At 45.4% G+C, this 20,110-nt stretch carries 23 protein-coding genes; all 23 read left to right on the forward strand.

Annotation, left to right across the window (positions count from 1 at the left end; translation table 11 throughout):
- Positions 1-141: 141 nt before the first annotated feature.
- A complete protein-coding gene (locus ACG3M1_RS03400; protein WP_008818488.1) occupies positions 142-1,197 on the forward strand; it encodes a zinc-dependent alcohol dehydrogenase in 1,056 nt (351 codons plus the stop codon).
- 1 nt (position 1,198) lies between these two features.
- The gene (locus ACG3M1_RS03405) at positions 1,199-2,026 is read left to right on the forward strand and encodes a class II fructose-bisphosphate aldolase (RefSeq protein WP_002607277.1); all 828 of its coding nucleotides are present in this window, start codon (positions 1,199-1,201) and stop codon (positions 2,024-2,026) included.
- Positions 2,027-2,236: 210 nt separating this feature from the next.
- Complete coding sequence (locus tag ACG3M1_RS03410; protein WP_009588704.1) at positions 2,237-3,163, forward strand: phosphoglycerate dehydrogenase; 927 nt, start codon at positions 2,237-2,239, stop codon at positions 3,161-3,163.
- 71 nt (positions 3,164-3,234) lie between these two features.
- Complete coding sequence (locus tag ACG3M1_RS03415) at positions 3,235-3,942, forward strand: RraA family protein (protein WP_008818491.1); 708 nt, start codon at positions 3,235-3,237, stop codon at positions 3,940-3,942.
- Between the two features lie 3 nt (positions 3,943-3,945).
- Positions 3,946-5,100 carry an iron-containing alcohol dehydrogenase gene (locus ACG3M1_RS03420; RefSeq protein ID WP_008818492.1) on the forward strand — a complete coding sequence of 385 codons (1,155 nt, stop codon included), beginning with the start codon at positions 3,946-3,948 and terminating at the stop codon, positions 5,098-5,100.
- 59 nt (positions 5,101-5,159) lie between these two features.
- Positions 5,160-6,113, forward strand: a complete 954-nt coding sequence (locus tag ACG3M1_RS03425; protein ID WP_195301878.1) for a D-2-hydroxyacid dehydrogenase — start codon at positions 5,160-5,162, stop codon at positions 6,111-6,113.
- 1,163 nt (positions 6,114-7,276) lie between these two features.
- Positions 7,277-7,540 (forward strand): hypothetical protein, encoded by a 264-nt coding sequence (locus tag ACG3M1_RS03430; protein WP_009269812.1) that lies wholly within the window; start codon positions 7,277-7,279, stop codon positions 7,538-7,540.
- Positions 7,541-8,103: 563 nt separating this feature from the next.
- Positions 8,104-9,096, forward strand: a complete 993-nt coding sequence (locus tag ACG3M1_RS03435; protein ID WP_009588683.1) for an NAD(P)-dependent oxidoreductase — start codon at positions 8,104-8,106, stop codon at positions 9,094-9,096.
- Entirely contained in the window at positions 9,086-9,760 is a 675-nt protein-coding gene (locus ACG3M1_RS03440; protein ID WP_008818496.1) for a bifunctional 4-hydroxy-2-oxoglutarate aldolase/2-dehydro-3-deoxy-phosphogluconate aldolase, read from the forward strand. Before ACG3M1_RS03435 ends, ACG3M1_RS03440 begins: the two co-directional genes overlap by 11 nt.
- A gap of 33 nt (positions 9,761-9,793) precedes the next feature.
- Positions 9,794-10,282 carry a PTS system mannose/fructose/N-acetylgalactosamine-transporter subunit IIB gene (locus ACG3M1_RS03445; RefSeq protein WP_008818497.1) on the forward strand — a complete coding sequence of 163 codons (489 nt, stop codon included), beginning with the start codon at positions 9,794-9,796 and terminating at the stop codon, positions 10,280-10,282.
- A gap of 110 nt (positions 10,283-10,392) precedes the next feature.
- Entirely contained in the window at positions 10,393-10,746 is a 354-nt protein-coding gene (locus tag ACG3M1_RS03450) for a PTS sugar transporter subunit IIC (RefSeq protein WP_395814934.1), read from the forward strand.
- Entirely contained in the window at positions 10,703-11,143 is a 441-nt protein-coding gene (locus ACG3M1_RS03455) for a PTS sugar transporter subunit IIC (protein ID WP_395814937.1), read from the forward strand. The genes ACG3M1_RS03450 and ACG3M1_RS03455 overlap by 44 nt, the downstream gene beginning before the upstream one ends.
- A 2-nt stretch (positions 11,144-11,145) precedes the next feature.
- Positions 11,146-11,970, forward strand: coding sequence for a PTS system mannose/fructose/sorbose family transporter subunit IID (locus ACG3M1_RS03460; protein WP_395814940.1), 825 nt, complete (start codon positions 11,146-11,148; stop codon positions 11,968-11,970).
- 164 nt (positions 11,971-12,134) lie between these two features.
- Positions 12,135-12,548 carry a PTS sugar transporter subunit IIA gene (locus tag ACG3M1_RS03465; RefSeq protein WP_008818500.1) on the forward strand — a complete coding sequence of 138 codons (414 nt, stop codon included), beginning with the start codon at positions 12,135-12,137 and terminating at the stop codon, positions 12,546-12,548.
- 19 nt (positions 12,549-12,567) lie between these two features.
- Positions 12,568-13,065, forward strand: a complete 498-nt coding sequence (locus ACG3M1_RS03470; protein ID WP_008818501.1) for a hypothetical protein — start codon at positions 12,568-12,570, stop codon at positions 13,063-13,065.
- Positions 13,066-13,075: 10 nt separating this feature from the next.
- Complete coding sequence (locus tag ACG3M1_RS03475; RefSeq protein WP_008818502.1) at positions 13,076-13,708, forward strand: ketohydroxyglutarate aldolase; 633 nt, start codon at positions 13,076-13,078, stop codon at positions 13,706-13,708.
- A 1-nt stretch (position 13,709) separates the two neighbouring features.
- A complete protein-coding gene (locus tag ACG3M1_RS03480) occupies positions 13,710-14,666 on the forward strand; it encodes a phosphoglycerate dehydrogenase (protein WP_008818503.1) in 957 nt (318 codons plus the stop codon).
- Between the two features lie 57 nt (positions 14,667-14,723).
- The gene (locus ACG3M1_RS03485) at positions 14,724-15,920 is read left to right on the forward strand and encodes a mannitol dehydrogenase (RefSeq protein ID WP_227761445.1); all 1,197 of its coding nucleotides are present in this window, start codon (positions 14,724-14,726) and stop codon (positions 15,918-15,920) included.
- On the forward strand, positions 15,917-17,047 hold the full coding sequence (locus ACG3M1_RS03490; protein WP_008818505.1) for a mannitol dehydrogenase: 1,131 nt from the start codon (positions 15,917-15,919) through the stop codon (positions 17,045-17,047). The genes ACG3M1_RS03485 and ACG3M1_RS03490 overlap by 4 nt, the downstream gene beginning before the upstream one ends.
- A 1-nt stretch (position 17,048) precedes the next feature.
- On the forward strand, positions 17,049-17,735 hold the full coding sequence (locus ACG3M1_RS03495) for a ribulose-phosphate 3-epimerase (protein ID WP_021420877.1): 687 nt from the start codon (positions 17,049-17,051) through the stop codon (positions 17,733-17,735).
- Entirely contained in the window at positions 17,732-18,376 is a 645-nt protein-coding gene (locus ACG3M1_RS03500; protein ID WP_008818507.1) for a ribulose-phosphate 3-epimerase, read from the forward strand. Before ACG3M1_RS03495 ends, ACG3M1_RS03500 begins: the two co-directional genes overlap by 4 nt.
- A 134-nt stretch (positions 18,377-18,510) precedes the next feature.
- Positions 18,511-18,786 (forward strand): UxaA family hydrolase, encoded by a 276-nt coding sequence (locus ACG3M1_RS03505; RefSeq protein WP_008818508.1) that lies wholly within the window; start codon positions 18,511-18,513, stop codon positions 18,784-18,786.
- 48 nt (positions 18,787-18,834) lie between these two features.
- The gene (locus ACG3M1_RS03510) at positions 18,835-20,040 is read left to right on the forward strand and encodes a UxaA family hydrolase (protein ID WP_008818509.1); all 1,206 of its coding nucleotides are present in this window, start codon (positions 18,835-18,837) and stop codon (positions 20,038-20,040) included.
- The last annotated feature ends 70 nt before the right edge of the window (positions 20,041-20,110 follow it).

The following is a 20,110-nucleotide window of genomic DNA, read 5'->3' on the forward strand; positions in this document are numbered from 1 at the left end:
AATTTGACACTGTAATCGTTTTCAATATGATTATAGTTGTCAGATACAGATAAAGATTCAGTAAGTAGAAGCTTCAGGAGGTGAAGAAAACTGCTTCTTTTCAGATATAGATAGGAATAACAAACATGAGAGGAGAATCCTATGGAAAAAGCAAGAGCATGGGTGATTGAAGCAAAGGATAAGCTGGCAATGCGCGAGCTGGATATCCTGGAGCCGGGGGATTATGAGGTACTGTTTAAAACAGAGGTATGTTCCTTATGCACCGTGGACCGCAGAACATACAAAGGAACAAGGAACTACGGATATCCGTTTCTTGGCGGTCATGAGTGCAGCGGGACGATTATAAAGACAGGCAGAGGTGTTGTAGGTGTAAAGGCAGGCGATAAAGCAATTTTTACATCCGGATATTGTAACCAGTGTGAGCTGGATCGCTCCGGCAGAGGAACGCAGTGCAATCGCAAAAAGGAAATGCCGAAACGCTCAAGTCTGGATGGGAATATACTGGGCGGCGGCTTAAGTGAATATCTGGTGATTCCTGCATGGCAGATTATCCGTATGCCACATGATGTGGATATGCGCCATGCGGCACTAACAGAGCCTCTGGCATGCTGTATTCACAGTATACGCAAGGCAAGATTAAAGTTTGGTGATACGGTTGTCATTATCGGTATGGGTATTATGGGGTACTTTCATGTGAAGCTGGCTCAGATGTGCGGTGCACGCATTATTGTGAGTGAAACCGATGAAGAAAAGAGGAAAACGGCGATTCGGGAAGGGGCTGCCTATGCCTTTGACCCGCGTCAATGTGATGTCGGTGAAGAAATTCGCAGGCTGACGGATGGGCTGGGGGCAGATGCTGTCATCAACACCATACCGTTCAAAAAGGTGTGGCAGCAGGCAATTGACATGTTAGCACCATATGGCAGACTGATTGCCTATAGCTCACAAAACAGCAAAGAACCAATCGGTGTGGATTTCGGCATGGTGCATAGTCGTGAAATAGAATTTATCGGAACGCTGAATCCGACGATTGAGGATAATCAGATGGCGGTCAAGCTGATCGGTTATCAAATGATCGATATGGAGAAGGTGATCGACCGCGAATTCAGCTTTGCACAGGGAAAAGAAGCCTTTGATTATGCATGTAAACCGGGTGTTTACCGTGTCATGATCAATTACGGAAAGGAAGATAACTGATATGCTGGTAACATTAAAGGAAATTCTAACAAAGGCAAAGCAGGAGAATTATGCCGTGCCTGCCTGCAATATTGATAATGAACATAATCTGCGTGCTGCCATCGAGGCGGCAGAAGAAATGAATACCGGAATTATACTGAATACAACACCGGTTGCCAATCCGGATCTGGAAAGCTTTGGACGAATTGCAGTGGATCTTGCCAGACGCTCCCGAGTAAAGATTGCCCTGAATCTGGATCATGGCAAAACCTTTGAAGACTGTCTGCTTGGCATTCGCGCAGGCTATACCTCCATCATGATCGACCGATCCTTACTGCCGTTTGAAGAAAATATCAGAGAGGTGCAGGAGATGGTACGGATTTGTCATGCACTGGGAATCAGTGTGGAAGCTGAGCTTGGTCATGTAGGTGTTGGTGAGCAATATCATACTGACGGACATCAGGCATTTACCCGTGTTGAGGAAGCAGTGGAATATGTAAAGCAGACCGGAGTGGATGCACTTGCGGTTGCCATTGGTACTGCACATGGCGTATATAAAGGTACTCCGCAGATTCATTTTGACCTTCTTCATGAATTGAAGGATGCACTGGATATTCCGCTCGTTCTTCATGGCGGCAGCGGTACCGGGGATGAAAATCTGGCACGCTGTGCAAGAGAGGGAATCAATAAAATCAATTTGTCCAATGATTTGAAACGCAGCGCAATTGAAAATCTGGTTAAGGAGGATTTGAGCGGCAATGCCGTTTATCAGCTGTATCCATTGCTTGCGGAGGGATTCAAACATAAAATCAAGCACTATATCCGTCTGTTTGGCTGTGAGGGCAAGTAATGGAAAGCATTGCTGGCTTCTGTAAAGAGGGAGCCGGCTGTCATCCACTTTATCTTTTTAATCCGGATAAGACATTGCCGCATATGACATGACACCGCTGGTGTTGATGTTTGACTATTTCCGTTTATTGGAAAAAGCATTTCGCAGTTAAGACGATTCGGTAGAAAAACATTTACCGGACAATATTGAAAATACAGGAGGAAATCGCTTATGAAGGTTTTGGTAACATCCAAGTCTTTTGGTAAATTAAGTAGGAAACCGATACAAAGATTACAGGATGCAGGCTTTGAGGTCTATGGAAATGAAAAGGGAAGACTGCTGAATGAGGAGGAAATGGTGGAAGCCATTCAGGGGATGGATGCTGTCATTTTAGGGACGGAGGTTTTCAATCGCAATGTCATTGATCATGCGGATAAATTGAAAATCGTTTCACGCTATGGTGTGGGGCTGGATAAAATTGATGTGGAATATTTAAAGGAAAAAGGCATTGCATTACAAATTGCACGCAATGCAAATACAAACTCCGTAGCGGATCACACCATAGGACTTATGCTTTCTCTTTGTCACAATATTACAAGAAGTGATGCCAATATCCGCTCGCATGTGTGGAAAAAGCCGATTGCAAAGGATTTGTATCAAAGCACCGTCGGTATCCTTGGGCTGGGTGCCATTGGAAAAGCCGTTGCCCGAAGACTGAAGGGGTTTGATTGTCATATACTCGCATTTGACAGCTATTATGATGAGGCGTTTATCCGGGAGTATGGCATACGCAAGGCGGATATAAACGAGATCGTGAGCAGCAGTGATTTTCTGACGCTGCATCTTCCTGCACTTGCAGAGTTTTCACCGCTACTGGATGCAAAGGCTTTTTCCAAAATGAAAAAGGATGCGGTTATCATCAATACGGCACGGGCAAAGCTCATTGACCGGCAGGCATTGTATGATGCTTTGCACAATGGGCAGCTTTACGGCTATGGTAGTGATGTGCATTATATGGAGCCCGGCTTTGATGAGGAGCTGATTGCCTGTGAGAATACCGTTCTGACACCGCATATTGCCGCAAGCAGTGAAGGGGCAATCAATCGCATGTCGGATATCGCAGTTGATCATGTGCTGGCATATTTCGGCTGTCAGTAGCCGCTGGGTAATTGAAGAATGCATTCGATATGCTTTTTGTTTCAAATAAATTCATATACAGGAGGATGAACATGAAAATTGATGATAGGCTGGAAAAGCTGAAGCAGTTTGATACACCGTCCATTACCAATGTGGTCGCAACCTATCCGGATAAGGAGTACTGTCTGGGACTGTATCATCCCTGGCGCGGACAATGGTATACGGATGAGCGCGCAAGGGTTATGTATCCAGAGCTAGGCAGAACCGTTGGCTATGCGGTTACGTGTACCTATGGTCTTCCGGATCCGAACTATGAGTGCCTGAAGTTCGCAGATGTGTTAAAAGCAGTTGCTGCTGTCGGAAAACCAGTGGTACTGATTGTGAAACAGGACATGCCGGAAGAGATTAAGTGTCGTAACGGCTTGCTGGGTGGAAATATGATGACAGCACTTCGTTCTGCCGGCTGTGTCGGTGTCATCAGTGACGGTCCGAGCAGAGATGTGGATGAGATACGTCCGCTGCAGATGCAATACGTGTTAAGCGGTGTTACGGCAGGTCATGGAAAATGGGCAGTGCAGTCCGTGAATACCGGTGTGGAGGTTTTTGGGATGCAGGTTAGTCCGGGGGAAATCATTCACATGGATGAAAACGGAGCAGTGAAATTTCCGGCATCCGTCATAGATCAGGTAATTGAAAAAGCAGAATATCTGCAGGAGTTTGAAGAAAACAGACAACGGAGGATGAGAGAAACCGAAGATGTGGATGAACTGATCAAAATCATGTCCGGCTTCTACGATTGATATATGGAAAATTTTATTTATGATATACCGACAAAGGTGTATTTTGGAAAGGGACAGCTACAGCAGCTTCATACCGTTATGAAGGAATTCGGAGAGCGGGTCTTACTTGTTTACGGAGGAGGCAGTATCCGTCGTAACGGTATTTATGACGAGGCGGTTACAGAATTGCATACGGCGGGAAAGAAGTATGTGGAGCTGTTTGGTGTAGAGCCAAACCCTTCCCTTACAACGGTGGAAAAGGGAGTGGCGTTATGCCGCAGGGAGAATGTGGATGTTATTGTGGCAATAGGAGGAGGCAGTGTGATTGATTGTGCCAAGGTTGTGTCTGCCGCTGTATGTAGTACCTTGTCACCATGGGAGCTGGTGCTTCACCCGCAGGAAATAAAAAAGGCGATTCCGGTTATTGCGGTTTTGACAATTGCGGCTACCGGCAGTGAGATGGATCATATTGCTGTTATCACGAATCCGGATACAAAAGAGAAAATAGGTACACGGAATCCACTCCTTCGCCCAAGGGCTGCGATACTGGATCCTACCTTTACCTTTAGTGTAAACCGCTATCAGAGTGCCTGTGGTGTGGCTGATATTATGAGCCATACGATGGAGTCTTATTTTGCACGGGAGGATGCCGGTTTACAGAACCGGTTTGCGGAAGGTATTCTGAAAATCTGTACGGCATACGGACCGCTCGTTTTAAAGGAGCCGGATAATTATGAAGCAAGAGCCAATCTCATGTGGGCAGCAAGCTGGGCAATCAATGATATGCTGAAGCTGGGGCATATGACACAGTGGAGTGTTCATCCAATGGAACATCCGCTCAGTGCCTTTTATTCCGTTACACACGGCGAAGGTCTGGCTGTTCTGACGCCGCACTGGATGGAGTATGTTCTCAGTGAGGATACAGTGGATATGTTTGCGCGTTTCGCCAGAGAAATCTGGCAGGTAACAGAAAAGGATCCGTGGGATATGGCACGGGAGGGAATTGAATGTCTGCGAAGCTTTTATAAACAGCTGCATCTGCGCTCATCCTTAGGGGAGCTGGGTATCGATGATACGCACTTCGATGCAATGGCACAGGATGCCGCAAAACAGACGGTGAACGGATTTGTGTCACTGTCCGCAGAGGATGTGAAGAATATTTATCGCAACAGCTTGTAAAGTGTTTTATAATATGATCAGGGAAAGGAGATAAGGGTGCTGACTGGCATCCTTTACATATGTATATGAAGCTTGTAGTTTTGGATGGTTATACAGAAAATCCGGGGGATCTTGACTGGAGGGGGATGGAGGCGCTTGGTGATTTGACGGTGTATGCACGCACGGATCACTCGCAGGTAAAGGAAAGAATGCAGGATGCGGATGCCGTGATTATCAATAAGGTGCCGATGACAAGAGAGCTGATGCAGGAAAATAAGCAGCTTCGTTACATCGGTGTACTGGCAACCGGCTATGATGTTGTCGATATCGAAGCCGCAAGAGATCTCCATATCGCAGTTACCAATGTTCCCGGGTATGGTACGGATACGGTTGCACAGTATGCCATTGCACTTTTACTGGAGGTGACATCCAGGATCGGGCATCATGCAAAACGTGTAAAGGAGAGAGAATGGGCAAACAATGCGGACTGGTGTTTTTGGGACTATCCGCTAATGGAGCTGTCAGGCAGAACAATGGGGATCATCGGATTTGGACGCATTGGAAGGAAGGTCGCTGAAATCGCACAGGCACTGGGAATGCATGTCCTGTTTCATGACGCCCATGCCGACAACGACACGCACGCTGAAAAGGTTTCTCTGGAGGAATTACTGCGGCGAAGCGATGTGGTAAGTCTGCATTGTCCGCTCACAAAGGAGAATGATTCCCTGATAAACAAGGCTACGCTGGCTATGATGAAATCAAATGCCATCCTGATCAACAATGCCAGAGGAAAGCTGATCAATGAATATGACCTTGTGCAGGCATTACAAAACGGTACGATTTATGCGGCCGCTTTGGATGTGGTAAGGGAGGAGCCGATCCGCAATGATAATCCGTTGCTGGAATGTGATAACTGCCTGATAACGCCGCATATCTCCTGGGCTAGCAAAGAGGCTAGGCGCAGAATTATGGATACTGCCGTTGAAAATCTGAGATGCTTCCTACAGGGGAAGGAACAGAACCGTATTGTGTAGATTGTTTATGCACAATAAAGCGATTAAAGAAAACGCCACAAACATAAAGGGCGTTTTTTTGGAAGGAGCGACTTGTAATTAAAAATGAAAGCAGACAAGGAAACCGGATGTACCCAGCAGAATTGCGGGTGATCACTTTTTAAGGGTGATCCTCTTTTCTTGATAATTCAAATTAAAAGTTATAAGATGTGAATACGAAGAAGCGGTAGTAACCCTATGGGGACTATTGCGGAAAACCTGCCATTCTGTAGTGGTAGGTTTTTTTAATATTTGAAAGCACCCGCTGTGAGTGTTAATCTTCAACGTATAATAATTCCGGTAAATCTGTGTCCTCTATTTTCGTTTTCTCATATTGGAGTCCATGATCACCACTTATCGGCATAGTGTGCAGTAAAGTCCCAGTCCATACAGCTTTCGGAATACCTTTATGGGAAAGCAGAACAAATAGGCTTCATATTTCCCATTGCTTTGTAATGTTTACAATCCATGCTGTTACACAAGAGGCATGATAATCACTAATACCTTTTTTATCTATCCAGATTATTCCGTACCCTCCTCAAACCAATAAAGCAATCCGTATTTCTCTTCATAATCAAAAGACTAATAAATTAAAAAATCTTACCGGTGGCTGTTTATTTGTTTTCCTTCTCGCTAATTATTTCTGAAGGAGCATTGTGTTTTTCGAAATCTTCTATTATACGTGATTCTTCCTTTATCAATTCACGTATATCTTCTGTATACAGATTCATTTTCTGCCTTCACTTTTATTCACCAACCATCTCTTATCAAAGAAATCATATAGCACTTTATCTTTTTCGTAAAGCAATTCAGGACTGGTAATATAGCTTTCATATGATACACTTACATATTCTTTTAGATCACTTTTACTGATAACGCCAGTTTTCTTAAACTCTTCAAGAGTGACGTATCTTATCACTTATAATTTTGACATGCGATAAAGTGTTCTGCTATCCACAGCAAACGTGTTCTTTACAAAATAAGAATACGCTGGAAGAAATAAAAGCCATTCTGCAGTTGCAAAGCGATGGCTTATTTTCTATTCCGTTATTTTTATCGGTGAATAGGAATGAAATTGATGCGTATGTCCTTCATTTAAGGAACATAAAGGATCTTTTATAGCAATCAAAGATGAATTGGTAAAAATGAAAAATATTCCTATCGGCTCATGGAAAAAACATAATGATTATGCCTGGTTTACAGGTCATGGTAATTCTTTTCATACTCCCATAGTAGATGAAATAGAATTACACAAGATAGCTGTTTTGACAGATAAAAAAAGACCGTTTTATCTTACATGGAATATTGCATATCCTAAAGAGGACTTTGTTGAATTTAATTATATAGTAAGAGGAGATGATGAAGAAAACCGTATACTATTGTTTATTGTTCTGATAAAAAGACTGTAGAAGAGTATTATTATTGTTCACTTTTTATACCAGATAGAACTACGCAGCCATATGTGATTAAAGAAATAGATTAGGATTGGTACTTTATAAGATTAGGTTTTATATCACACTATAAAAAAAGCCTTGGAATTTCATTATGATGATATATGAAAAAAATTATTTTTTAAAATTAACTGTTTGTCAGTGGCTCAAAAGGATTTATTTCTTTTTGGGCTTTTTTATATGTAGGATGTAGCAAATATAAGAACTTACAAATTTGTGCGTTTTTTTCGTGTCAAATTATAAGTTTGATATACACACTGTAAATTCAATACTGTGCTATTTATTGCGAAAAATAACACAGTAACATTATTTAGCTTATTTTGTGTTGCGATTTCCATAAGTTACCAGTTGATTCGTTGGAAAAAGGGCCGATAAAATAGAAAAAATAGGAATTTAAACGTGTGACACACTAGGCTTAAATTGAGCAGTTTGACATCGTAAGCGTTTTCAATATCATGGATAGTGTAAGGCGGCTGATCTCAGTTTGCCGCAGAATGCAGGAGAAAGGAAATGAAAGTCGGGTGATAAATTTGAAAAAAACTGCAGTTATCAATATAACCAGCTTTGGCAGAGAATTCCCACAGCATCTGCAGGAATTGGAAGAGAAGGTCGGACCGGTTGATAAAATGCTGTTGCCGGCAGATATGGATGGCAGGACACTCGCCCAGAAGCTGAAGGGATATACCTATATAGTATTAGGCAATTATCCAACCTTTGATGAAACATTCTTTTCCAACAATTGTGATGTGAAGCTGATCGCCCGTCATGGCATCGGTTTCAATAACGTTGATCTGGAAAGCTCGAAAAAGCACGGTGTGTATGTAACCCATATCCAAAACTATGTGGAACTGGATGCTGTCGCAGAACAGGCTGCTGCACTGCTTATGGCAGTATCGAAAAACGTGGTTACAGCCAATCACAAGGTGCATCAGGGCGACTGGAACAGGGATCGTCAGGAAATCATGGGATTTCAGCTGCGCGGAAAGACATGCGGTGTCATCGGCTGCGGTCATATCGGCACACGCTTTGCACAGATTATGAAATATGGCTTCCAGAACCGCATACTGGCATATGACCCGTATGCAGACAAGGAAAAGGTCATGGCAGAGGGGATTCAGCTCTGTGATCTGGATACCCTGCTGAAGGAATCGGACTTCATCAGTCTGCATGCCAGTCTGGATGAGAAAAGTAAGCATCTCATCAATGCACAGACACTGGCAAAGATGAAGGACAACACCATACTGATTAACACAGGGCGAGGCGGACTCGTTGATGAAACAGCTTTGCTGGAAGCACTCAGGAACGGACATCTGTTTGGCTATGGTGCGGATGTTGCTGTGCATGAGCCGATGCAGGCCGATGATCCTCTGCTGGCGTGCGAACGTGTAACCATCACGCCGCACTCTGCTATTTATAACTATACATGCATGAAGAACATGAACCGCAAGGTAATGGAAGATATCTACTGCATGGAACGGGGAGAACGGCCGGTGGAGATTATCAATGGATTATAGAAAGGAAATGTGTATGAGCAGACAGGAAACGATTCAAAAAATCGAAGAAGAGAAAATTGTAGTTATAACAAGAGGGATTTACGGGGATGACTTGATGAAGCTGGCAGATGCACTGTTTCAGGGAGGCATCCGCTGTTTTGAAATCACATACGACCCATCCGATCCCGATACGTGTACAAAGGTGAAAGAGAACATACAGGCACTGCATGCACAGTTTGGGGATGAATTGTATCTGGGCATTGGAACCGTACTGACAAAGGAACAGGTTCACAATGCCAAAGAAGCCGGAGCCAGATTTATCGTTTCTCCCAACTTTGATGAGGAAATCGTCAAGGAAACGCTGGCTCTGGACATGGTTTCCATGCCGGGCTGCATGTCACCAACAGAAATCGTCGCAGCGGATAAGGCCGGTGCCGATTTCATAAAACTGTTTCCGGCAGGAACACTGGGTATCAAATATTGCAAGGATATCTATGCACCGCTGCATCATGTGAAATACATTGCGACAGTCGGCGTTACAGAAGAAACCTTTGTGCAATACCTGAAGCTTGGATTCACCGGTGCCGGTATCAGCTCCCAGCTGGTAGATAAAAAATGCCGCGAGGAAGGCAATTATGCGGAGCTGACCCGCAGAGCAATGCGCTTTGTAGAGCTTGCGAAGTAATCGTAAAAAAGACGCAAAAGAAAGAAGGATAACATGATGGAAAACCTAAAACTGACAAGAATTGACTTTCGACTCATCCATGGGCAGGTAATGACCCGCTGGGTGGCAAAATATGAAATTGAAAGCATCGTCGTAATTGACGATCGCTCCGCAAAGAGTCCGATTCTGAAAAAAATTCTCCTCGGTGCTGCCCCAAGCGGTGTAAAAGTTCTGGTATGGAATGTCGCAGAGGCTGCCGAAAAATGGAAGGCGCAAGAATTTCCAAAAAACAATCTGCTGATTCTGTTTAAAAATACTTCACAGGCGAAAGCAGCCTGGGAAGCAGGTGTGAAATTCCCTTCCTTACAGGTAGGTGGAATTGAAGGCTCCGGTGATAAGAAGAATATTTATAAAAATGTGGTAATGTCGAAAACGGAAGCGGAGGAGTTAAATGTCTTGCATCAGGGCGGCGTGGATATTTTCATGCAGCCGATTCCCGAAGACAATCCGTATCCGTTCAAGGATGCTCTGGCGAAATTTTAGCTGTGTATCCGATAGAATTCGATCACATGGAGGTGATGAATATATCGTATCTGTATGACAAGAGTAAAGAGATGTAGTAGAGGAATTGACAATGAAAAGGAGGAAATTTCATGGTACAAGCATTGTTAATGGGGCTGCTTGCACTGCTCAACGGTATTCAGGGACCATATCACTGGTACTTCTTCCGTGAGCCGGTAATGGCAGGATTTTGGGTAGGTCTGATTTACGGTGATCCCGTACAGGGAACCATCATCGGTGCAACAATCAACGTTTCTTATATGGGCTGGATTTCTGCAGGAGGAGCAAATGCTTCCGACTTATACTGGGCAGGTCTGCTCGGTACATTTGTAGCGATTCAGGGCGGTATCCATCGACACGTCTGTAGCGTTTGCCGTTCCTATCGGGTTACTGGGCAACTATGTGCATGTCGCATATATGACAATTGCATCCCTGTGGCCGGTTAAAATGGATGCGCTCGCTGCCAAGGGAAACTGGCGCGGTATTCGCAGAATTCAGTTCTTAGGCGGTCCTGCCATTGTTCTGGTACTGCGTGCATTGCCGGTCTTCCTGATTGCATTATACGGTAGTGAATTCATTCAGACCATGATCAACAGTATTCCGACATGGGCAATGAACGGTCTGGCTGCCGTCGGTAAGATGCTTCCGGCATTAGGTATGTCCATGCTGATGAAGTTCATGTACAAAAAAGCGCTGCTGCCTTTCTTCGTGCTGGGCTTCGGTATCGCGGCTTACTCCGGTATGACCGATCTGCTGCTGTATGCACTGGTTGGTGTATGTCTGGCAGTTATCCTGATTAAGATTGGATTCAACAACGACACAGAACAGGAAGGGGCTGAATAATCATGGCAGAAAAACATTCACTAACAAAACGCGATGTCCAGAAAACAGCCTTCTTCTGGCACATGACAAGTCATATGACCTATAACTATCAGCGATTACAGGCAGGCTGTCTGGCATGGATCATGGGTCCTATTTTTGAAAAGCTGTATCCGAATGATCATGACAAGATGGTGGAGGGTCTGGAACGCCACATGCTGTATTTCAACACAGAGCCACGCTGGGGAGCTGTATTGCCCGGTATGGTAGTCGCTCTGGAAGAAGGTCTTGCGAATGATGATTCCGGAGAAATGGACGCAAGCATCATCGCGGAAATAAAAACTGCTTTAATGGGACCTTTGGCAGGTATCGGTGATACGGTATGGGCAGGTCTGATCAAACCGATTATTCTGAGTGTAACCCTGGGATGGGCTATGCAGGGATATGTATGGGGCGCATGGGCCTATGGTATCGGCGTTACCCTGCTGGACTTTGCAGTTACCTACTTCATGTTCATGCGCGGCTATCAGCTGGGTATGGATTCTATTGGCCGTTTCCTGGAAAGCGGCTTCGTTAAGAAAATCACCACCTTCCTTGGTATCGTCGGACTCTTCTGTCTGGGTGCCATGATTGTAAAATATGTCAGCATCGGTGCTGTTCTTGAAATTGAAATGAAAACCGGCACGCTGAATCTTGGTGAAATTATGAATAAGATCTTCCCTTGCTTCCTGCCGCTTGTAACAACCCTGTTTGCATACTGGCTGCAGGTAAAGGGAAAGAAAATCACAACGGTTCTGATCGTTCTGTTTGTCATCGGCTTTATCGGCGGGGCAGTCGGACTGCTTGGATAGAAATTCTTTGAAAGGAATTTAACAATCCTTTCATATATAGCAATCATCGGCAGGAAACTTGCCATATGCTCTTCGTGTATTCCTGCACGGGAAGAAAAAGCTTCCTGCCGATTCACTTTATATTGCGTCATGAAACCGCAAACGACGAGAAAGGGTAATACAGTATGATCAAGATTTTAATTGTGACACATGGTCCTCTGGCACAGGCACTGAAGGAAAGCTCTGCCATGTTCTTTGGCAGTATGTCAAATGATGTGGAAACTATTGGTCTGTATCCGACGGATAATCCGGAAGATTTGAAGGAAGCCATTTGTGAAAAGGTGGAAGCGATTGATACAGGCGACGGTGTACTGGTACTGGTGGATATTTTCGCAGGCTCCCCGTTTAATATGACGGCACTTGCAATCGACGAGCTGAAGGAAGCACACAAGCTGCAATGCTATACCGGTGTTAATATGCCGTTTTTAATGGAGGCTCTGTCCAGCTGTAATTCCATGGAGCTGGATCAGTTAACAACGCATCTGGCGGATATCGGCAGGGATACGATTGTAAATCTGCGCAAGGCGCTGGATATTTAAAAACTATTGAGGTGATAGAATGGTAACAGGATGGATGCTGTTTACAGGAACAGATACAAAAGGAAGAAGACTGCTGTATATCAAAAAGAAGAATGCGTATTATCTTCTCCCGCAACATAGGGAATTTGCGATCACTCTGTGGAAACACGCAGAAATCAACGCCATTTCCATCAGTATTATTTTAGGGTATTTTCTGTTTCATAAGATTGCGGGCACCATTGCACTGGCCCTTGTGCTGTATGCAGTGGAGCTGCTCATAATGAATAAAAAATTACTTCCGTCACTGCATCGGGCAGGAGGGAAGCATATCACATGGCGTAAAGAACACCGGGATAAGGAAAGCGGCGGCATATTCCCTGCACTGTTGTTTCTATTCATCGGTATCGGATTATTCCTCTGTCTTGTTTTTCAACAGACAGTGAATACGATAGAAACGATAACAGCAGCTGCCGGAGGCTGCATTGCTGTACTTATGGGTGTACGAACGCTGTATCAGGCAAAGACGACAGGAAAGTGAGGTCAAAAAAATGTTGGCAGAAACAATATGCAGAATTAAAAAAACAGGCTTAATGGGAATTGTGCGGGTGGAAACCATTGAACGCGGAATTGAAATCGCACAGGGATGCATCGATGGCGGTGTGGATGTTCTGGAAATCAGCTATACGAATAATAATGCAGGAGAAGTCATTCGCGCTTTAAAAGAAAAATTTGGTGATCAGCTGCTGGTAGGGGCCGGCACGGTGCTGGATCCGACAACTGCCCGTTTGGCAATCATGGATGGGGCAGAATTCATCATTGCTCCGACCTTCAACAAAGAGGTACAGGAGATGGCGAATCTGTATCAGATTCCCTATGCACCGGGCTGCACGAGCTATACGGAAATGATCGAAGCATTGAAAGCGGGAGCGTCCTTTATCAAGGCATTCCCGATATCCAATTACTATGGACCGGATCTTGCCAAGGTGTTCAAGGTGCCATGTCCGCAGATTCCGATTCTTGCAAGCGGCGGAGCAAACTTCGACAATCTGCATACCTGGTTTGAAAACGGTGTGGACAGTGTTGGTCTGGGCGGACTTCTGACAAAGGGAAGCAGTGCCGATATCGCAGAAAACGCAAGAAAACTGCGTGCTATTGTGGAAGAAAGCAGGAAGGCTGACTGATATGAGCAAGGGAGTTATTCTCGTTACACCGCGGGGCTATGCAGCCTATGGTGCGCAGGCCGCAAAACGACTGGAGGCACTGGGCTATGAAATGAATATCAATACCACAGGAAAACCGCTGTCCAGAGAAGCCTTTGTGGAATATGCGAAAAAAAGCACCGGTATCATCGTTGGTGTGGATGAGCTGGATGGCGAACTGTTAAAGGAATGCAGGAGCTTAAAGGCGGTTGTGAAGTTCGGCGTCGGTACGGATAATATTGATTTAAAAACAGCGGAAGCATGTGGAATCAAGGTGGGCCGCTGTGTCGGCTCCAATTCCAATGCGGTGGCTGAGCTGACGATCGGCATGATGTTTGCCGCTGCCAAACATCTGGTATCCAGCAATGTGCAGGTACGCGGGGGAGCATGGAACAAACCGACCGGTCGTGAGCTTACGAAAAAAAACATAGGCATTATCGGCTTTGGAAATATCGGGCGTCATGTCGCACGCATGGCACATGGAATCGGCATGGAAGTGCTTGCCTATGATGTATTCGATATCCCTAAGGAGGTACTGGACACCTACCAGGCAAAGCAGTGCAGCATTGAGGAAATTTTAAAGAGTGCTGATTTTATATCCATTCATACTCCGCTTACAGAGGAAACAAGGAATATGATATCCGATGAACAGTTTGATATGATGAAGGAAACGGCTGTCATTGTCAATGCGGCACGCGGCGGTATTATCAATGAAAAAGCGCTGTATACTGCATTGAAGAATAAGAAGATCTATGCGGCTGCCAGTGATGTATTCACAAGTGAGCCGCCAGTTCAGGATGACTGGGTTCAGGAGCTGATTCATATGGATAACTTTATACTGACACCGCATATCGGTTCACGTACGGTGGAGGCAGAGTCCAATACAGTGGAAATGGCAACGGATAATCTGATCAGACTGCTGGAGGAAGCATGCGGTTGATCAAGCTTCCTTAGCAGGGATTTTAATATAACGTGTAGATCACACAGTGAAGGAGGAATGCATTTGAAAGCAATGATTCTGGGAGCCGGGCGCATCGGAAGAGGCTTTGTCAGCGAGCTGCTGCATGCCAATCAGGTTGAAATCACCTATTTTGACGCAAGCTCGGTCATGGTAGATAAATTAAATGAAAAAAAGGAATATACCATTCATGTTCTGGGGGCGGAAGAGCTCAATACACATATGGAAGGTGTTCAGGCACATCTCTTTTATGATATTGACGCCTTATGCAGCTGCTGGAAGGAAGCGGATTTTCTGTTTACAGCATGCGGTGGAAAAAATATGGGAAATGTCGGAGAAACACTTGCCAAAGCGTTCAAAAGGCTGGTGGAGGAAAATGCGGTGCATGTTTCCAATATTGTTACCTGTGAAAACTGGATTAATCCGGCAAAGGATTTAAAGGAAGCGATTGTTTCAAATCTGAACGAAGAGGAACGCAAGCTGTTTGAAGAGAATGTCGGTGTCAGCGAATCTGTCATCATGTGTACCGGAACCGGGGCACCGGATCCGGATAAGGTCACGAATGAGATGGATACCTGGGTACAGAATATGCGGTATCTGCCAATTGACAGGGATCGTATCAAAGGGGAAATTCCGCAATGGGACTATGTGGAGTTTGTAACTGACTTCGGTGATCTGCTAAAACAGAAAATCTATACGAACAATACAAGTGTTGCGACAGTTTCCTATCTCGGAAAGCTGAAGGGGCTGACCTATGTGGCAGATTCCGCCAATGATCCGGAAATCGAGCCTATTCTGGATCAGGTTTATGAAGAAATCAATTATGCACTGATTCATGGAATGGGAATCAATGAGGAAAGTCAGATCAAATTCTCCAAAACGGCAAAAGCGAAATATACAGACCGCGCTATTGTTGATCTGGTTACACGCATTGCCAGAGATCCCATTCGTAAGCTGGGACCGCAGGATCGCTTTATCGGGCCGATGCGTATCGCACTGTCTGCGGGAATCAGGCCAAAGGCGATTGCACTCGGTGCTGCCGCTGCATTGTATTTTGACAATCCTGAGGACCGCGATGCACTTCGTTTGAAGGAAATACGTGAAACAAAGGGAATTGATTACATTCTGGAAACGATTTCTGAAATTGATCCGCAGGGAGAAATCGCAGTGCTGATCAAGGAGGCAATTGCTGAGCTGAAGGCAAAGGGCTGGATCAAAGAAGGAGCATCCGCATGAAAAAGGCAGTTGTTATCGGAGCCGGACAAACCGGCCGCGGCTATGTAACCCGCTTTCTGTTTCAAAGAGATTATGCGATCACCTTTATCGATAAAAATGAAAAACTGATCCGTATGCTGGATGAGGATCGTGCATTCTGTATCCATTTTTATAAGAAGGACCGTACACCGATCTATGTGAACGGATTTCAGGCATTTCACACCTATTCCAAAGAAGCGGACCGGGCAATACAGGACGCCGATTTCATTGTGACCTCCACCGGTGAACAAAATCTGGGGGATGTTGCTCAGCAGGTCAAGGCAGGTATGCACAACAAGCAGAAAAAGACTGTCTTTCTAACAGCGGAAAACGGTATCAATCCGGCTAAGGTACTTCGAACACATTTACAGGAAGCCGGTGTGGAAGGGGACTACACGGTGACACAGACAGCCGTCTTCTGTTCCACAGTCAGTGTTCATGACACACGACTGGATATTCTGTCTATGAATGAAGCGTACTTCCCGTTTGATGCGGATGAGCTGGAAGAACTGGACTTTGAAGGAGCTGTGCCAATTCACAACTTTGAAAAATTCTTCAAACGCAAAATTTATACCTATAACTGTCTGGCAGGACTGATTTCCTATTGCGGTTATATCAAGGGATATGAGGTTTACGGAGATGCAGCCTGTGACCCGGATATCGATGCTGTGATGATGCGTCTGATGGAAGAGCTGAATCCGGCATTACAGGATTATTTCCAGATTACAAAAGAGGATCAGGAGGCATTCACCAACCGTGCTCTTGCGAAGTTCCGGGATAAGAGTATTCTGGATTACAATATCAAAAACGGACGTGCACCTGCAAGAAAGCTGGGGCCTACCGAACGCATTATGTCACCGATGCAGATTTTACTGGATCATGATAAGGATCCGCGTATTATGGAATTCGTTGCGGCAGCGGCACTTGTTTACTGGGATGAGCTGCAGGGAAAGACAGAGCCGAAAATGGATAAGGATCTGATTACCACCTTCTGTGAAATCAATTCCCTGGAAGGAAATGAACCGGTTGTTGAACATGTAAAGCAGTATTTATATGAAATCAAAAAGAATCGGGATAACATCTGCATCATGCAGATTCTGTTTGGATAATATGCGTACGGTTTCAAAGGATAAAAAAATTCTGGTAAGTGCATCGCTGTCCTGTGCAGACCTGTTGCATGTATCGGATGCCGTTGCGCAGATCAATGCTTCCGATATTGATTTTGTGCATTATGATGTTGTAGACGGTATGTTTAATAACTGCTTTGTGTTTGGTGATTTGATATTGGAAAAAATACGTCCCATCTGTGATAAGCCAATAGAGGTGCATCTTGCGGTACAGAACGTGCGTCCCTATATCGAACCGTTTGCCCGGGCGGGGGCAGATTACATTGCTGTGCATTATGAAATTGACGATGATCTGGAGGATATCTTTGCACATATTCGCTCTGCCGGCTGCCGTCCGGTATTGGCAATGCGGTGTGATACAGAGGTGCCTTCTGATTTTGTGAAGCTGGCATCACAGGTTGACTGGATTTTAAAGCTGATGGTACAGCCCGGATATGCCGGACAGCATATGCAAAGGGAAGCCGTTGAACATATCCGTAGTATGAAGGAACAGATTACCGCAAACTGCTTATCCTGTCGTATTCAGGCAGACGGCAATATCCACACGGGGACCATACCGCAGGTATGTGCAGCCGGGGCCAGCATACTGACGGGAGGAACCAGCGGATTATTCAGGCAGGATGCAGATCTGCAGGAGAACCTGCGGAGAATGAAGGAGGCGGCGTCATGATATTATGTCCCAGTATGATGTGTGCGAGCTATGCAAATCTGGAAGAGGAAGTCCGTGCCTTAGAGGAAGCGGGGACAGACATTTTCCATTGTGATATCATGGATGGAAGCTTTGTGCCGAATATCTCCATGGGGCTGATGGATGTAAAGGCAGTCCGTGCTCTGACGAAAAAAATGGTGGATGTCCACCTGATGATCGATCATCCTGCCGATAAAATTGACTGGTTTTTAGATGCAGGTGCAGATTTGATCTATATTCATCCGGAATCTGAGCCACAGGCGATGAAGACACTGATGTATATTCGTTCCAGAGGAAAGCTTTCCGGTCTTGCCGTCAATCCGGACACCAGTCTGAGTGCAGTGAAAGAATTGCTTCCGCATTGTGATTATCTGTTGATTATGAGTGTGTTTCCGGGCTTTGCCGGACAGACATTTATCGACAGTGTGGATACGAAAATCCGTGAGCTGATCGCATGTAAGAAGATGTACGGTTATCGTATCATTCTGGATGGAGCATGTTCTCCCGCCGTAATTCAGGAATATCATGCACTGAGTGTTGACGGCTTTGTCCTTGGGACAAGTGCATTGTTTCATGGAGAAGGCAGCTATGTGGAAAACATGAATCTGCTGCGTTCTCTATAATATAAGGAATACCATAACGGGATGTATGCAAATGATATGTGATTTTATAAGTACACTGTACACTTATTTGTATGGATACGCAAAAAAGCAGATCAATGTGTGCATCCTTTTGTTGTGAGAATGTTGGAGGTCATATGAAAAATGCTGTTCGTATACATGAACGGGACAACGTTGCTGTCGTCATTGAACCGATCAGTAAAGGTGAGCTGTGCATCTATACCGATGCGCAGGGGATGGAACAGGGAGTTGCTGTAAGGGAATGTATTCCTGTTTATCATAAGCTTGCACTTAGCAGAATACAGAAGGGAGAACCGGTTGTAAAGTACGGGGAATGGATCGGGATAGCGGCGTGTGATATTGAACAGGGAATGCATGTTCATGTACATAATGTATGGAATACCAAAAGATAAAAGGGAGTCAGCTATGATTATATATAAAGCAAAGGAGGAGGTGCTGACATGAGGTTTCGGGGATATCGCAGAAATGACGGTCGGATCGGCATTCGGAATCATGTGCTTATTCTTCCTGCCAGTATTTGCGCAAGTGACGTGGCACATCAGGTCACGATGCAGGTACAGGGAACCGTAAGCTTTCACAACCAGCTGGGCTGTTCACAAACACCGAACGATCAGGAATGTACGCTGCGGACAATGGCAGGGATGGCTGCCAATCCCAACGTATATGGAACCATCATCATATCGCTTGGCTGTGAAAACTGTCAGATGAAGCTTGTCACAGAGGAAATACAGAGCCGCTGCGATAAGCCGTTAAAAGCCTTCATCATTCAGGAATGCGGCGGTACCCTGCATACCGTGGAACAGGCGGTTCGCTGTGCAAGAGAAATGGTTGCGCAGGCAAGCTGTATGCAGCGTGAGGAGGCAGACGTTTCAGAGCTTATGGTTGCGATGGAATGCGGCGGCTCGGATCCTACAAGCGGGCTGGCCGCAAATCCGCTGGTGGGAGAAGTGGCGGACAGCATCATCGCATCAGGAGGAACGGCGGTTATGTCGGAAACAACGGAATTTATCGGTGCGGAAAAGCTGTTGGCAAAGCGCGCTGTCAATGCGCAGGTATCTGCACAAATACTGGAGATTGTACGTCACTATGAGGATGCTATGAAATGTGTTAACGATGATGTGCGAAAGCGAAATCCATCTCCCGGCAACAAGGCGGGAGGAATCACGACCCTGGAGGAAAAATCACTGGGCTGCATATACAAGTCAGGGCATTCACCGATACAGGCAGTCTACGATTATGCACAGGACATTCATCATAAGGGGCTGGTCATTATGGATACACCGGGGAATGATCCCATCAGTATGAGCGGCATGGCTGCGGGAGGGTGTCAGCTCGTTTTGTTTACCACAGGCAGGGGTACGCCTACCGGTAATCCCATTGTGCCGGTAATCAAGCTGTCCGCAAACCGGGATACTGCTGTCGTGATGAGGGACAATCTTGACTTTGATGCAAGCGGATACCTGTATGGCAGTACAACCATGCGGCAGCTGCGCGATGCATTGCTGGAGGAAATATGTGCAGTCGCAGGCGGTAAGCTGACACGCAGTGAAATACTGGGCTACTGTGAAACCGCGATTGCCCGCGTCGGCAGATATGTAAAAAACGAGGGGGAAATGAAGGGCTGTGTGGAGACGTACTATTACTGATGCAGCTGTTCACGAAGGGAAGAAAATATATGCTTTCCGTCAGGTTCTGTACCGGTTCTCCGGATTCATG

This window comes from Clostridium sp. 10cd* (genome assembly GCF_044336395.1).
GTDB classification, from domain to species: domain Bacteria; phylum Bacillota_I; class Bacilli_A; order Erysipelotrichales; family Erysipelotrichaceae; genus Clostridium_AQ; species Clostridium_AQ innocuum.